This window comes from Streptomyces sp. NPDC028419 (assembly GCF_055565515.1).
The window spans coordinates 1-14,748 of sequence record NZ_JBVHUE010000050.1 but is presented as its reverse complement, the minus strand read 5'-3'; the positions used below and the strand labels follow the sequence as shown (position 1 = coordinate 14,748).

The 14,748-nt window shown below is 75.1% G+C and carries 9 protein-coding genes; 3 read left to right on the top strand and 6 right to left on the bottom strand.

Annotated elements, in window-relative coordinates:
- Positions 1-38 precede the first annotated feature (38 nt).
- From ACZ4UB_RS36325 to ACZ4UB_RS36300, 6 genes are all read right to left on the bottom strand, one after another.
- A complete protein-coding gene (locus ACZ4UB_RS36325; protein ID WP_468077030.1) occupies positions 39-1,982 on the bottom strand; it encodes an ABC transporter ATP-binding protein in 1,944 nt (647 codons plus the stop codon).
- Positions 1,979-3,733 carry an ABC transporter transmembrane domain-containing protein gene (locus ACZ4UB_RS36320; protein WP_468077028.1) on the bottom strand — a complete coding sequence of 585 codons (1,755 nt, stop codon included), beginning with the start codon at positions 3,731-3,733 and terminating at the stop codon, positions 1,979-1,981. Before ACZ4UB_RS36320 ends, ACZ4UB_RS36325 begins: the two co-directional genes overlap by 4 nt.
- Complete coding sequence (locus tag ACZ4UB_RS36315) at positions 3,730-5,274, bottom strand: AMP-binding protein (RefSeq protein ID WP_468077026.1); 1,545 nt, start codon at positions 5,272-5,274, stop codon at positions 3,730-3,732. The genes ACZ4UB_RS36320 and ACZ4UB_RS36315 overlap by 4 nt, the downstream gene beginning before the upstream one ends.
- A gap of 68 nt (positions 5,275-5,342) precedes the next feature.
- A complete protein-coding gene (locus tag ACZ4UB_RS36310) occupies positions 5,343-7,199 on the bottom strand; it encodes a condensation domain-containing protein (protein WP_468077024.1) in 1,857 nt (618 codons plus the stop codon).
- Positions 7,196-8,929, bottom strand: a complete 1,734-nt coding sequence (locus tag ACZ4UB_RS36305) for a carbamoyltransferase family protein (protein WP_468077022.1) — start codon at positions 8,927-8,929, stop codon at positions 7,196-7,198. Before ACZ4UB_RS36305 ends, ACZ4UB_RS36310 begins: the two co-directional genes overlap by 4 nt.
- Before the next feature lie 68 nt (positions 8,930-8,997).
- The gene (locus tag ACZ4UB_RS36300) at positions 8,998-9,702 is read right to left on the bottom strand and encodes an XRE family transcriptional regulator (RefSeq protein ID WP_468077020.1); all 705 of its coding nucleotides are present in this window, start codon (positions 9,700-9,702) and stop codon (positions 8,998-9,000) included.
- 459 nt (positions 9,703-10,161) lie between these two features.
- Between ACZ4UB_RS36300 and ACZ4UB_RS36295 the strand changes: the two genes are divergently transcribed.
- Genes ACZ4UB_RS36295 through ACZ4UB_RS36285 form a run of 3 tightly spaced genes read left to right on the top strand, consistent with a single transcriptional unit; the run spans position 10,162 to position 14,573 of the window.
- A complete protein-coding gene (locus ACZ4UB_RS36295; RefSeq protein ID WP_468077018.1) occupies positions 10,162-11,577 on the top strand; it encodes a KamA family radical SAM protein in 1,416 nt (471 codons plus the stop codon).
- A 57-nt stretch (positions 11,578-11,634) separates the two neighbouring features.
- Positions 11,635-12,759: a capreomycidine synthase gene (gene vioD / locus ACZ4UB_RS36290; RefSeq protein WP_468077017.1), complete on the top strand. Its 1,125-nt coding sequence runs from the start codon at positions 11,635-11,637 to the stop codon at positions 12,757-12,759.
- The gene (locus ACZ4UB_RS36285; protein WP_468077015.1) at positions 12,756-14,573 is read left to right on the top strand and encodes a non-ribosomal peptide synthetase; all 1,818 of its coding nucleotides are present in this window, start codon (positions 12,756-12,758) and stop codon (positions 14,571-14,573) included. Before vioD ends, ACZ4UB_RS36285 begins: the two co-directional genes overlap by 4 nt.
- The last annotated feature ends 175 nt before the right edge of the window (positions 14,574-14,748 follow it).

Genomic DNA, 14,748 nt, shown 5'->3' with positions numbered 1-14,748 from the left:
GAGTCGGACGGGCCGGGGCGCGGCCCGTCCGACTCCTCTCACCGGCGGCGGGCCGCGTCCCAGGAGCGCCACAGGGCCGCGTAGGCCCCGTCGGCGGCCAACAGGGCGTCGTGGCTGCCGAGTTCGACGATGCTCCCGCGGTCCATGACCGCGATCCGGTCGGCGTCGCGCACGGAGTCGAGGCGGTGGACGATCGAGATGACCGTGCGCCCTTCGATCAGCGCGGCGAGGGAGCGCTCGACGCGCCGCGAGGCGGTCGAGTCCAGCAGCGCGGTGGCCTCGTCGAGCACCAGGGCGTACGGGTCGGACAGCAACAGGCGTGCGAGCGCGAGCTGTTGGGCGTGCGATGCGGACACCGGCGCGGCGCCCGGCCCGATCTCGCTGTCCAGGCCCTCGGGCAGGGAACGGGCCCAGTCCCCCAGGAGTACGGTCTCCAGCGCGTCCCACAGCGCCGCGTCGGCCACCGGGTCCGGACCCGGCACCGGATCCGGACCCAGCACCGCCACCGGATCCGGATCCGGGGTCGCGCCGTCGCGGGCCAGGGTGAGGTTGTCCCGTACCGTGCCGGTGAAGACGTGCTGCTCCTGGGTCACGAGGACGATCTCGCGCCGCAGTTGACCGACCGGCAGCGTGGTGAGGTCGGCGCCGCCGATGCTCACGGTTCCCCGGGTGGGCAGGTGCACGCCCGCCAGGAGCTTGCCCAGCGTGGACTTGCCCGCGCCCGAGGCGCCGACCACGACGAGCCGCTCGCCCGGGGCGATCTCCAGGTCGATGCCCGCGAGCACCTCCGGGCCCGTTCCGTAGTCGAAGCCGACGCCGTCCAACCGGATGGCGTGGCCGTCGGTGGGCGCGGGCGGGCGCGGCTCCTCGCGGGGCAACAGCTCGACGCCGAGGATCCGGCGCAGGGCGGCGTTGCCGATCTGGAGCTCGTCGGTCCAGGTCAGCAGGTCGTTGAGGGGCTCGCCGAGGGCCTGGACGTAGAGCACCACCGCGGTCAGCTCCGCGAGGCCCACCTCGCCGCGCTGGTAGGCGAGGCCGCCGATCAGCAGGGTCAGGGCCATCGGGACCATGGTGGCGAGGTCCAGGCTGGGGAACCAGACGGTCTGGAGCCAGGTGGTGCGCTGGCGGGTGCGCACGACCCGGTCGACGGCCGCGCCGTGGCGGCGCACCTGGCGGGGGCCGAGCCCGAGGGCCTCGACGGTGGCGGCGCCCCGGGTGGTCTCGTGCGTGGCGGCCAGCACCTCGGCCTCCTCGGCCAGGAGGCGTTCGTACGCACGGGTGGCGCGCGGCCGGTACCACCAGGTGGACAGCGCGGCGAAGGGCACCCCCGCCAGCAGGCCGAGCGCGAGGAGCGGTGAAGTGAGCAGGATCGCCGCGATGGTGAAGACGAGGGTCACCGCGGCCAGCGCGATGCGCGGAACGGCCTGTCGGATGCTCTCGTTGAGGCGGTCGGCGTCGTTGGTGGCGCGGCTGAGGAGGTCGCCGGTGCCCACGGACTCCACTTCGGACAGTGGCAGTCCGAGGACGCGCCGCACGAAGTCCTCGCGGGTGCGGGCGAGGACGCGCTCGCCGAGCAGGGTGGCCTGGGTGCGGGCGGCCCGGGCGAGCAGGGCGTGGCCGACGAGGATCGCCACGAAGACGAGCGCGAGGGTGTCGACCCGGCCCGCGGTGGTGCCGTCCTTGACCGATTCGACGAGGTGGCCCAGCAGTTGCGGGCCGACGAGGCTGGCGACCAGGGCGGCCGCGAACAGGCCGAAGGTGAGGGTGAGGCGGCGGGCCTCGCCCCGGACGAAGACGCCGATCCAGCGGCGCACCGCCGCCCGGTCGGCGAGCGGGAGCCGCCGGGGCGCGCCGACGCCGGACCCGGATGCCGGGTCGGCGTCCGGGCCCCTGTCCGGACTCCCCCCGCCCCCGTTCGGGCCGGTGCCCGGGCGGCCGGCGTCGGGGCCGGACGCGGGGGAGCGGGTGGGCGCGGTGGTCATGAGGGCACTCCTGCGGGGCGATCGGGGGTGCCGGGGTCGGCGTCCTCGGTGGGGCTCGTACGGGTCGGGGTCCGGGCCGATGAGGGGGCCGGGGCCGGGCCCGGGGCCGGGGGGAGGGTCAGTTCGCGGTCGGCGACGCTCCGCCACAGCGGGCTGTCGCTGAACACCACGGTCGTCCGCCCGGCGCGCAGCGCCGCCACGCGGTCGACGATGCGCGCCTCCGTGTGCGCGTCGACGGAGGAGGTGGGGTCCTCCAGGACCAGCACGTCGGGGGCGGCGAGCAGGGCGCGGGCGAGGACCAGGCGCTGGCGCTGGCCGCCGGACAGGGTCCGCCCGCCCTCGTCCAGCCGGGCCTCCAACCCGCAGGGCAGGGCGTCGACGACATCGCCGGCATCGGCGGCGAACAGCGCACGCTCCAGGTGCTCCGGGGGTCGCTCCCGTCCGGCGGTGAGCTCCTCCCGGACGGTGCCGCTGAACAGGGTGTCGGACGGGCCCGAGCGCAGCACCCGTACGCGCAGCTCGTCCGGGTCGGTCCGGTCCAGGGGGACGCCGCCGAGCCGGACGGCGGTCGGTCCGGGGTGGGCTCCGGGGCGGGTGAGCCGGTCGGCGAGGTCGCCGGTGCGGTCGGCGGGGGCGGTGACCACGGTGAGCAGGCCCGCCCCGGCGGTGATGCCGGCGTCGGTGTCGAGGAGTTCGAGGGCGCCCGCGGGCAGCGGTTCGGGCTCCGTGGGGCGAACGGCCTGCGGGGTCAGGCGCAGCAGGGCGCAGACCCGGCCGGCCGCGACCTTGGCGAGGCTGAGGCTTTCGGCGGCCTCGGTGGCGGTGCTCACCGGCAGGGTGAGGAAGGCGGACGCGCCGTAGAACGCGACGAGTTCACCGGCGCTGATGGTGCCGCCCAGCGCGAGGCGGGCGCCGAGCCACACGATGCCCACCGTGACCAGTCCCGGCAGCAGGACGCCGGCCGCCTGGAGCCAGGCCTCCATCCGGCCGGCCGACTCGCCCGCCCGTCGGACCTGTTGGCTGGTGCGGCGGAAGCGTTCGGCGAAGCCCGCCTCGCCGCCGATGCCGCGCAGGATGCGCAGCCCCGCGACGATGTCGCCCGCCTGCGAGGTGGCGATGCCCATCTGCTCGCGCTGGGCCTCGTCGCGTTCCTGGAGGGGGCGCAGCAGGGGGCCGATGCCGAGCACGGCCGCGGGGACGCCGATGAGCACGGCGAGTCCGAGCACGGGCGAGGTGACGGTGAGCGCCACGGCCACCAGGACCGCGGCGACGACCGCGCCGATGGTGCGGCCGATGACCTCGAAGGCGTTGCCGATGCTCTCCACGTCGGCCGATGCCGCGGCGGCCACGTCCCCGGAACGGGCCTTGCCGCGCAGGGTGGCGCCGAGGCGGACGACGTGGCGCACCAGGACCCGGTGCGTGGTGGAGACGGCGTGCGCCTCGGCGCCGATGGCCGCCTGGATCAGCCCGGCGCCCGCGAGGGCCTGGACGAGGCCGAGGGCGAGGGCGAGCAGCGACCACAGGTAGAGGCCCGCGTGCCCCGAGCCCTGCCCGGCCTCGTCGATGGCCCGGCCGATGATCAGCGGGACCAGTGCGAGCGGGACCATCCAGACGGTGCCGAGCACGGCGGCGAGGACGAGCGGCCAGGGGCGGATGCGCACCAGCCACCACAGGTAGGCCCAGGGGCCGCGGGCATCGGCCTCGGGGACGGCGGAGGGGGAGACCGAGGCGTCGAAGAGCGGATTCCTCACAGGTGCCGGTCCCGGGTCGCGGCGCGGTCCACCTTGCCGGTGCGGGTGTGCGCGAGCGCGGGCACGACGACGATCACGTCGGGCACGAGCGGCGCCGGCACCACGCCGCGCAACCGCGCGCGCAGGGCCGCCCCCGCATCCGCCCCCGAGTCCGCCCCCGTGTCCGCGCCGTCGTCCGCCCCGGGGGTGAGGACCACGAAGGCCGCCAGGGTGGTGTGGGCGTGCTCCGTGTGGGCGTATTTGGTGTGCTCCGCCGCGGCGGCCGCGGTGACGCCCGGGAGGCGGCGCAGGGCTTCCTCGACGTCCAGCAGGTCCACCCGGTGGCTGCGGATCTTGACCTGGTGGTCGACGCGGCCGTGGAAGACGAGCGAGCCGTCGGGTGCCTCGGCCACCAGGTCCCCGGTGCGGTACCAGCGGTCGGTCCCGCCGCAGAGGTCCGCCGTGACGAACCGGGCGGCGGTGCGGCCCGGGTCGTCGAGGTAGCCCGTCGCCAACTGGGGACCGGAGAGCCAGAGTTCACCCGTATCTGGTGGCGCTTCCGGTAGGGCCACCACCGCCTGGCGCACCGACGGCAGCGGACGACCGATCGGCACCCCGGCCGGAAAGTCCGCCGCGGCTCCCGGGCCGGCGAGCACCGCGGTGTGGGTGACGAGCGCGGTCTCGGTGGACCCGTAGGTGTTGAGCAACACGGTGCGGTCCGCTCCGAGCCGGTGCCAGCGCTCCAGCATGTCGGGCCGGACGGCCTCGCCGCCGATCACGACGGTCTCGACCGTACGCGGCAACTCCCGCCCGGCGTCGAGCAGATGGCCGGTGTAGAGGTGCCAGTAGTCCACGGGCAGGTTGACCAGGGTCACCTCGTGCTCGGTCAGCACGCGGTCGAGGTCCGCCTCGCCGTCCTCGTCCAGCACGACGAGCCCGCCGCTGAGCAGGGTCGGCAGGATCTCCTCCAGGCTCGTGTCGCCGTCGGCGCGGTGGAAGTTGAGGGCGACGGTGTCCGGCCCGACGCCGTACCGCTCGCGCAGGTGGGGCAGGACCGCGTGCAGCGCCCCGTGCGGGACCGAGGCGGCCTTGGGGGCGCCCGTGGATCCCGAGGTGAACAGGACGTACGCCGGGTCATCGGCCCGTACGGGCTCCCCGGCCTCCCGCACGGGGGCGCCGGACCGGCCCCAGTTGGGCCGCACCACCCGGTCGACGGCGGGCAGGTCGCCGCTCTCGGCGGTGGCGACCAACTCCCGGCAGCCGACCGCCCGCAGCGCCGCCTCGGCATGGCCCGGCGGCCCGTCGGCCACGGGGACGTAGCCGCGGCCCGCCGTGAGGACGCCGAGCAGCGCCGCGATGTCGCGGACGCCGTGGTGGACGACGACACCGACCGGCGGCCGCGGCCCACCGGTGGGCCGGATGGCGAGGAGGTCGGCCACCGCCCCCGCCCAGCGGGCCAGTTGGGCGTATCCGACGGTGACCCCGTTGTCGACCACCGCGGGTCGGTCGGGATCCGAGCGGGCGATGGCGAAGAAGGGGTCGAGCACACTGGGCAAGGTCATGGCAGGCGTCTTCTCTTGTCCGTCCGGCGGCGGTTCGGCGGCGGTTCGGCGGGGCGGCTCGGGGGCGTTCAGCGGGGCGGCTCGGGCGCTGGGGCATCGGCCGCCGGGCCCGCGCCCGCGTCGGCGCCAGGGCCCGCGCCCGCGCCCGCGTCGAGGAGCGCGCCGAGCAGGGCGGTGAGGTGGGCCCGGTGGCGGGCGGCGAGCGCACGGACCGTGGCCTCCTCGTGCAGGGCGGTGGAGTACCACCATTCGACGCGCAGCCTCGCGTCGTCGGTGGTGGCGATCACCTCGATCAGGTGCGGCCGGACCCAGTGCGGGGCCGTGATGTCGCCGACCGGTTCGGGTGCCAGGTGGGGCAGCAGGCTCCCCAGGGGCAGGGAGTCGGCGTCGTCGCCCTCGAAGTCGAAGGAGACGTCGCTGGGCGGCGCGGACCGGAGCGCGGCGGCGATCCGCGGTCGGCCGTGCCGGGCGAGCGCCCCGTGGCCGACACCACCGCCCGGCAGCGCCGCGAGGTGGCCCACCGTCCGCGCGAGCCGCTCGGCCGGGGCGCCCGGAGCGAGGTCGAGGCGGACCGGCACGGTGGTCGTGAACCAGCCGGTGGTCCGGGCCAGTTGAACGTCGCCGACGCTCTCCTCGCGGCCGTGGCGCAGTACGTCGACCCGGACGGCGACCTCGCCGAGCAGCTCGGCCAGGGTCTCGCCGAGGGCGTGCAGCACCAGGTCACCGGGATGGGCGCGGTGGGCGCGCGCGGCCGCGTGGAGCCGGACGGTGAGGTCCGCGGGGAACTCCTCCAGGTGCGTGGCGGCCGTGGCCGCGGTGTTCGCGGCCCGCGGGTCGGCCCCGGGGCCCGGGGGAGCCGGGTGGTCGCTCGCCCGGTGGCCGCTCCGTCCCCGGTCGGCCGCCGGTCGGTCCAGGGGCAGTGCGGCCGGGGTACGGGCCACCTCGGTCCACCACGCGGCCTCGGCCTCCGCTTCGGGGGTACGGGCGTGGGCCGCGAGGGCCCGGGACCACTGCGGGTACGAGGTGTCCTCGGTCGGCCACACGTCCGGCCGGCCCGCTTCGAGGGCCGTGTACACCTCCTCCAGGTCGGCGAGGAGGACGGACCACGACACCATGTCGATCGCGAGCTGGTGTACGACGATCAGCAGGCGGCCCGGGCGGCCCGGCCCCGCGTCGAAGCGCACGAACCGGACGACCCGCCCCGCCCGCGGGTCCAGCGAGCGCTGCTCGACCGAGCACCGCAGGGTGATCGCGTCGGCGCGTGCGGCGCCGGCGAGTTCGCTGATGTCGACGGTGTCCAGCGCGTCGCCGAGGGCCACTTCGGGCGGGCCGTCGGTCACCAGGGCCGCGGTGTGCTGGAAGGGGCGCCGGGCGGGCCGTTGTTCGACGGCGAGGCGCAGCGACGCGTGGCCGGCGACGAGCCGTCGTACCGCCTCGGCGAAGAGCCCGGGGTCGACGTCGGGCCGGGTGGTGAAGAGCATGGCCTGGTTCCAGTGGGCGCGGTCCGCGCCCTGCTCCTCCCAGGCCGTCTCCTGGGGCGGGGCCAGCAGGACCGGGCCGTGCGCGCCGCCGGGCGCGGGGGTCTCGCCGCCGGCGCCGCGGCGGGCGGCCCGCTCGGCGACCAGGGCCGCGAGGCTCCGGGTCGTGAGTTCCGGGTCGAACAGCTCCCGCAGCTGCGTCCGCACGCCGAAGGAGGACTCGATGCGCCGGGCGAGCCGGATCAGGTCGAGGGAGTCCACCCCGAGGTCGCGCAGCGGCGCGCCGAGTTCCAGGCCCGCTCCCCGCTCCTGGGCCGGCTGCTGGCCCGTACCGGCGGTGAGCGCCACCTCCGCCATCCACTCCGCGAGCCGGACCAGCACCTCCCCGGCGGCCGCGCGGGGCTCCGCGTCCACCGCGACGGCGGACCCGTCCGCCGGGGCCGTCACGCGCCGGCCTCCCCGAGGGTGCCCGCGGGGCGGCGTACGAGGAACGGGCCCAGGGCGAGGGCGTCCAGCGGCAGTCGGTGGAAGGTGGCGAGGGCGTCGGCGGGGCCGCACACCACCGGCTCGTCACGGCCGTTGAAGGAGGTGTTCATGATGACCGGGGTGCCCGTGTGCCCGCCGACCGCACCGATGAGCCGGTGGTAGAGCGGGTCGACGGCGGCCGACACCGTCTGCGGTCGCGTGGTGCGATCGCTGTGGACGACGGCCGGCATGGCCGCGGCGCCGGCCTCGGTGACCGGCGTCGTGACGATCATGTACGGCAGCGGGGTCGCGGTGCCGATGAGGGCCTCGGCGGCCTCCTGCTGCATGCTCGGGGCGAACGGGCGCCACGCCTCGCGGTCCTTGATGCGGACGTTGACCCGGTCACGGGTGGATTCGGGCGAGGGCACCGCGACGAGGCTGCGGTGGCCCAGGGCGCGGGGTCCGCTCTCGGCGCGGCCCTGGAACCAGCCGGAGACCCCGCCCGCGGCGAGCACCCCGGCGGTGGCGGCGGCGATGTCCGCGGGCTCGGTGTAGGCGGTTCCGGAGGCGTCGAGGACGCGGCGGATCTCGTTGGGGGTCCACTGCGGGCCCCAGGCCACGGACCCGGTCATGGGCTGGATGCGGTCGCCCTCCTGCGCCGCCACCCAGACCGCGGCGCCGAGCGAGACGCCCTGGTCGCCGGCGAGGGGCTGCACGAAGAGGTCCTGGACCTCGGGCATGCGCATGATCTTGCCGTTGAGGGTGGCGTTGAAGCCGACGCCGCCCGCGATCAGCAGGGTCGTCTCGCCGGTCTCCCGGAGCAGGCCGCGGACCAGGCCCAGCACGGCCCGTTCCAGGGCCGCCTGCGCGGTGGCCGCGAGGTCGCGGTACTCGAAGGGGTCCCGGTCGGTGGCCCGCGCGAAGCGACCGGCGCGGGCGTCGAAGCGGCGCACGGAGCGGTTGGGGGCTTCGGGCAGGGCCTTCTCCAGGTGCTCCAGCCAGTGCCGGATGGTGGCGGTCTCCTCGTCCGTGGTGCCCCGCGAACGCAGGTCGGGCGGGACGACGCCGATGGTGAAGTCCTCGTCGGTGAAGCCGAACGCGCCGCCGAAGGTGAGGTCTCCGGGGGTGCCGTAGGAGGCCAGGCCCATCATCTTGCCGGCGTTGTCGGAGCCGAGACCGGCGTACTCGCAGACGGCGGCGTAGAAGTAGCCGAGCGACCAACCGGGGGTGTGGGCGCGCAGGGTCTTGATCTCGCCGTCGATGCCGACGGCGAGGGTGGTGCTCTCGTTCTCGCCCTGGCCGTCGAGGACCAGGATCGCGCCGCGGTCGCGCCCCGAGAGGTGGTAGGCGCTGGCGGCGTGTGCGATGTGGTGGTTGACGAAGGTCAGCCGGGGATCGCGGGAGCGCGGGAACAGGGCCTTGGGCAGGAGGTGTTCCAGGGCGTCGGCGTCGCTGGCGAACCACTCCAGAGCGCGGTCCGCGAACAGCGTGGGCAGGTCCCACCCGTGGGCGACGACGTCGATGTCGTCCAGGGTGAGACCGCCCTCCGCGAGGCAGTAGGCGGCCGCGTTCAGCGGTGCCTCCCCGTAGGCGTGCTTGTGACGGGTGAAGCGTTCCTCCTCGGCCAGGGCGACGACGTCGCCGTCCACGACGAGGCAGGCAGCACCGTCGTGGCTGGCCCCGGGCCAGCCGTTGACTCCGAGCACACGCATGGTCAGTCCCCAAAGGTCGGTCGGGCTCCTCCGGTTCCGCCTCGGGCCCCTGGCCCTGCGGCGTCCGGTTACGCCAACCGATCTTGTCGGGCCGCCGAGTTGTACACGACCTGTGCGGTTGTGCGGAGATCCGCGGCGAAGATCGCGGAGGCCGCCTTGAGGACCTCGTTGGTGTGCCGCAGCTCCTCGACCTCGCTGCGCAGACTGGCCAGTTCGGCCCGTTCGTCGGTGGTCAGCGCGTCCGCGGCCGGCGCGCCCGGAGCCGGCGCGTCACCGGTCGGCGCGTCCGCGGCCGTACGCCCTCCGCCCGCGCGGCCGGCGACGATGCGGCCGGCGACGATGCGGCCTTCGTCCGCGCGGCCCTGACCGGCAGGGCCTTGACCGGCAGGGCCTTGACCGGCACTGCCCTGACCGTGACGACCTTCGCCGCCGCGGCGTTCCACCCCCGGTTGTGCGGGGACGAGTCCCGTGCGTTCGGGCTGGCCGCGCGCGTGGGCGGCGACACCTTCCTGTTCGCGTCCGAGCGCGTACCAGCGCCGGGTCCAGTCCTCCAGATCACCGCCACAGGCGGCCACGTACGCGAGGGTCACCTTCAGGGAGGGCCGGTGGAGTCCGCGCGCGGCTTCGGAGAGGGTCGCCACCGAGTAGTGGGCGCGTTTCGACATGACCCGGTAAGAGGGGCTGCCGGCCTGCTTGCGCAGACAGCGCAATGCGTGCGCGAAACTCTCCAGCGGGCCGGCGTTGGGGTCCAGTAACCGTTCTGGCCTGGGCATTCTTCTCCCCTGGTGATCGATTGTGGCGAACGGAACGCGCGCTTCGTCGAGCCGTACAACGCGATCTGCGGGGTACGGCCCGGCGGTACAACCAGTCCGAGGTCCCGGAGGCGACAGGAGGAACTCCGCACCGGATCTCTCGGACATTGGTACATGCCGGTGACATATCGATCAAGTCATCATCTGGGGTATTCAGCCACCTCCAGCGCGGGTCGTCCGATTTCGACACCCCGCCCGGCGCCCCACCCCGTACATCGGCCCCAACGTCCGGCGACGGCTTCCGCTTCCCGCCGCACGCCACCGAGTTGTACAGGGTTGCACCCGGGCTGCGCCCCGTACAACCGGGCCTCGTGTACAACCGCGCCGCTCTGCAAGATCGGTTCGTGTCGAGCGACGAGCGACGAGCGACGGGCCACCTCGAATGAGGGTGGCGAACCGACGGGAACGGGTGGCGGGTTGGTGACGAAAGCACGCGGCCAGAAGGAGCCGGCAGCACGCGGCCGGACCGAGTCAGCGGCGCTCCAGGGCGTCTACGAGTACCGCAGCCGTCCGCTCGTGGAGCCGGACTGGCGGCGCTTCCCCGGGTGGCGCGACGTCACCGGGGCCGAGTGGGCGGACCCGCAGTGGCAGCGGGCGCACTGCGTGAAGGACGCGAAGGGACTGCGCGCCGTCGTCGGTGACCTGCTCGACGAGCGCTTCTACGAGGACTGGGAGCAGGACCGGCTGCACCGCGCGACCATGTCGGTGCTGCTGCCGCCCCAGATGGTCAACACGATGGCCCCGGAGGCGCCCGCCGCCCGGCCGGGCGAACTGACCAAGGCCTTCTACGACGACCCGGTGCGCCGCTACATGCTGCCGGTGTTCTCCGACCGGAACCCGGACTGGCCCTCGCACCCCATGGCCAGCCGCGACTCCCTGCACGAGCAGGACATGTGGGTGGTGGAGGGGCTCACGCACCGCTACCCCACCAAGGTGCTCGCGGAGCTGCTCTCCACCTGCCCCCAGTACTGCGGGCACTGCACGCGCATGGACCTCGTCGGGAACTCGACCCCGCAGGTTGCCAAGAACAAGCTCCAGCTCAAGCCGGTCGACCGGGCCGAGCGGATCCTGGCGCACCTGCGCTCCGCGCCGGGCATCCGCGACGTGGTGGTCTCCGGCGGCGACCTGGCCAACATGCCCTGGCCGCGGCTGGAACGCTTCGTCGACGGCCTGCTCGACATCGAGTCGATCCGCGACATCCGGCTCGCCAGCAAGGGCCTGATCGGCCTGCCCCAGCACTGGAACTCCCCGCCCGTACTGGCGGGCGTCGAGCGCCTCGCCCGCAAGGCCCGGTCCCGGGGCGTGCGCCTCGCGCTGCACACCCACGCCAACGCGGCGCAGCAGCTCACGCCCGGAGTGGCGCGGGCCGCCTGGGCGTTGCTCGACGCGGGACTGCACGACGTGCGCAACCAGGGCGTGTTGATGCGCGGGGTCAACGACAGCGCGCACGAGCTGCTCGACCTGTGCTTCGCCCTCATCGACCACGCCGGGATCACGCCGTACTACTTCTACATGTGCGACATGATCCCGAACGCCGAGCACTGGCGGGTCCCGTTGCACCGGGCGCAGTTGATCCAGCGTCAGATCATGGGCTACCTACCGGGTTTCGCCACCCCGCGCCTCGTGTGCGACGTGCCGATGGCAGGCAAGCGCTGGGTGGATCAGGTCGATTCCTACGACCGCAACCTCGGCGTCTCGCACTGGACCAAGAGCTTCCTCACCCCGCTGGAGGCGGCGGATCCGGACGCCCACAGCGGTTCCTACCAGTACTACGACCCCATCGACACGCTGCCGCTCTCCGGGCAGCGCTGGTGGCGCGAAGCCCGTCAGGGGTAGAGAAGGGAAACCCGCACAGCCATGAGCAGTCTCCGTCCACGGCATGAAGACCCCCCGGTGCTCGAAGAGTGGTACCGCCGGCACCTGGGCCCCGACATCCACGACATCAGCTCCAGCGGCGTCCACCCCTACACCTTCGCCGAGATCCGCGACCTGTGCCGGATCCCGGCCGCAGACCTCGACGAGATCGTCATGGACGACAGCGTCTCGCAGGGCGGCGCGGGCATCCGCCGGGCCATCGCCGACCGCTACGCCGGGGGCGACGCCGACCGGGTGCTCGTCACCCACGGATCCAGCGAGGCCATCGCGCTCACCCTGAGCACGCTGCTGCACCCCGGTGACCGGGTCGTCGTCCAGGAGGGCATCTACCACTCCCTCGGGCACTACCCGCGGGCGGCCGGCTGCGAGGTCGTCGCACTCCCCGCGGCCTCGGTCCGGGACGGCGAGATCGACCCGGACGTCCTGGTCGAGCTGGTCACCCCCGGCACCGCGGCCGTCATCGTCAACTTCCCGCACAACCCGAGCGGGGTCACGCTCTCCCCGCGCGGCCTGAAGGAGCTGACCGCGCGGACCGCCGCCGCCGGGGCCGTGCTGGTCTGGGACGCGGCCACAGCGGAGATCGCCCACCGCTGGGAGGTCCTGCCCGACCCCGGGGTCGACGGCGGGAACACCGTGTCGTACGGCACGCTCTCCAAGACCTTCGGCCTGCCCGGGCTGCGGGTCGGCTGGGCCATCGCCCCGAAGGAACTGCTCACGGCCACCTTCCCGTTGCGCGACCGCACCACCCTCTTCCTCTCCCCGCTCGTCGAACTCGTCGCCGAGCGGGCCGTGCGCCACGCCGACGTGCTCATCGGCGCCCGGGCGGCCGAGGCCCGGGGCAACCTCGCGCTCCTGACGGACTGGATGGACGAGCACGCGGAGCTGGTCCGCTGGACGCCGCCCGAGGGAGGGGTGTGCGCGCTGCCCGTCTTCCGCGAGCTGGAGCGGGCGGCGGCCGGCCCCGGCGAGGTGGAGCGCTTCTGCCTGGAGCTGCTCGCCCGCCACCGCACGCTGCTGGTGCCGGGCACCGCCTTCGGCTCCCCGCACGGAGCCCGCCTCGGCTTCGGCGGCCCGCAGGAGTCCTTCCGGGCCGGCCTCGACGGGCTGTCGCGCTTCCTGCGGACGCGGGGGGCATCGGGGTGAGCACCGCCATCGAAACCGACGTGCTCGGCCTGTGGGACCGCTCCGTGCGCGCGCACGCCGCCGCGCCCGCCCTGGTGACGCCGGACCGGGTGCTGACGTACCGGGACGCGGACCGGCTCACCGACGCGTGGGCCGCCGACCTGGTCGGGCGCGGGGCCGTCCCCGGCCGCCTGGTCGGCCTGGCCTTCTCCGACCCCGCCCGTACCGTCCTCGGCATGCTGGCGGCCCTCAAGGCCGGGGCGGGCTTCACCGTCCTGGACGACCGGCTCCCGGCCGCCGCCCGGGCCGAGCTGGTGCGTCGGACCGCCGCGGTGGTGTGGCTCGGCGACGGCCACCACGCCCCGGACGGCGCGCACGTACCGGCGGACGGCGGGTACGGGCCACCGGACGGCGGGTACGGGCCCACGCGGCCGGCGACCGCGGCCACCGGCGCGGACGTGGCGTACGTCCTGTTCACCTCCGGCTCCACCGGCCGGCCCAAGGGGACCGTGGTCGAGCGCGACGCCCTCGGCCGCTTCGCCGGCGCCGTCGCCGAGCGGCTGGAGCTGACCCCGGGCGACCGGTGGCTCCAGGTGGCCTCCCTCGGCTTCGACGTCCTGATCGAGGAGGTGTTCCCGGCGCTCGCCGCCGGCGCCGCCGTCGTGTGCCGCGCCGACACCGCGGCGCTGGACGCCGAGGAGCTGCACACCGCCATGGCCCGCACCGGGACCACCGTGGTCGAACTGTCCACCCAGTACTGGCTGGAGTACGCCCGCTGGCTCGACGGCAGCGGTGCGTCGACCCCGGAGGCCCTGCGCCTCGTGGTGGTCGGCGGCGAGCGGATGGACCCCCGGCCCTACCGGGCGTGGCAGGCCCGGCAGCCTGCGGCCCTGGCGCACGTGTACGGGCTCACCGAGTGCACCGTCAGCTCCACCTTCTACACCGGGCCGTTGCCGGCCGACGCCGAGGAGGTGCCGCTGGGCACCGCGCTGCGGGACGTGGAGATCAGCGTCCGCCGCGACGGCCGCCCGGTACCGGACGGCGAGAGCGGCGAGATCCACATCGGTGGCCCGCTGCTGGCCCGTGGGTTCCTCGACGACGAGGCGGCCACGGCGCGCCGGTTCGTGCCGGACCCGGAGCGGGGCCCCCGGGGCTGCGACGGTCGCCTGTACGTGACCGGTGACCTGGGGCGGATCGACGCCGAGGGGCAGTTGGTCTTCCTCGGCCGCGTCGACGACCAGGTGAAGATCCGCGGGCACCGGCTGGAACCGGCCCGGGTGGAGCGCGCCCTGTGCGAGGTGGCGGAGGTGGACCAGGCGGTGGTCTTCCCGGACCCGCAGACCGCGACGGCCCTGTGGGCGTTCACCGTGCCCGCCGCCGCGGCGGTGGCGCCGCTGCCCGGTGAGGCGGTCCGGCTGACCGGCGCCGAGCGGGACGCGCTGGTCGCGCCGCTGGCCGCGCAGCTGCCCGACTGGGCGGTGCCGCGGGTGCTGTACCGGGTCGCGGCCCTGCCGAAGAGTCCGCACGGCAAGATCGACAAGCGCCTGCTCGCCGCGTGGGCGGCGCACGGGGGCCCGGCCCTGGCCCCGGCCACCGGGTCGGACGCGGTGGCGGAGCCCCTGCGCACGGTCCTGGAGCACTTCCGCGAGGTCCTGGGCGCCCCCGCGCTCGGCCCCGACGACAACTTCTTCGACCACGGCGGGCAGTCCCTGCTCGCCATGCGGCTGCTCACCCGGCTGCGCGGGTCCTTCCCCGCCGCCACGGGGCTGCGCGCGAGCGCCCTCTTCGCGTCGCCCACCCCCCGACTACTGGCCGAGGCCCTGGCCGCCGACTAGGCGGCCTCCTTCAGGTCTTGCCGTTCCCCTCTCAACCCCTCCGGGGGGGGGGGGGGGGGGGGGGGGGGGGGGGGGGGGGGGGAGAGGGGGGGGGGGGGGGGGAAGGCCGTAACGCACTCCAGGAAGAAGTCCGTCAGGGCCGGGGACTTGGCGCGGACGGCCTCGACCGTCACGC

Bases quoted from the DNA above. Each gene is read 5' to 3' on its own strand.
- ACZ4UB_RS36305 (WP_468077022.1), bottom strand. From the start codon at position 8,929: ATGCGTGTGCTCGGAGTCAACGGCTGGCCCGGGGCCAGCCACGACGGT.
- ACZ4UB_RS36315 (WP_468077026.1), bottom strand. From the start codon at position 5,274: ATGACCTTGCCCAGTGTGCTCGACCCCTTCTTCGCCATCGCCCGCTCG.
- ACZ4UB_RS36325 (WP_468077030.1), bottom strand. From the start codon at position 1,982: ATGACCACCGCGCCCACCCGCTCCCCCGCGTCCGGCCCCGACGCCGGC.
- ACZ4UB_RS36300 (WP_468077020.1), bottom strand. From the start codon at position 9,702: ATGCCCAGGCCAGAACGGTTACTGGACCCCAACGCCGGCCCGCTGGAG.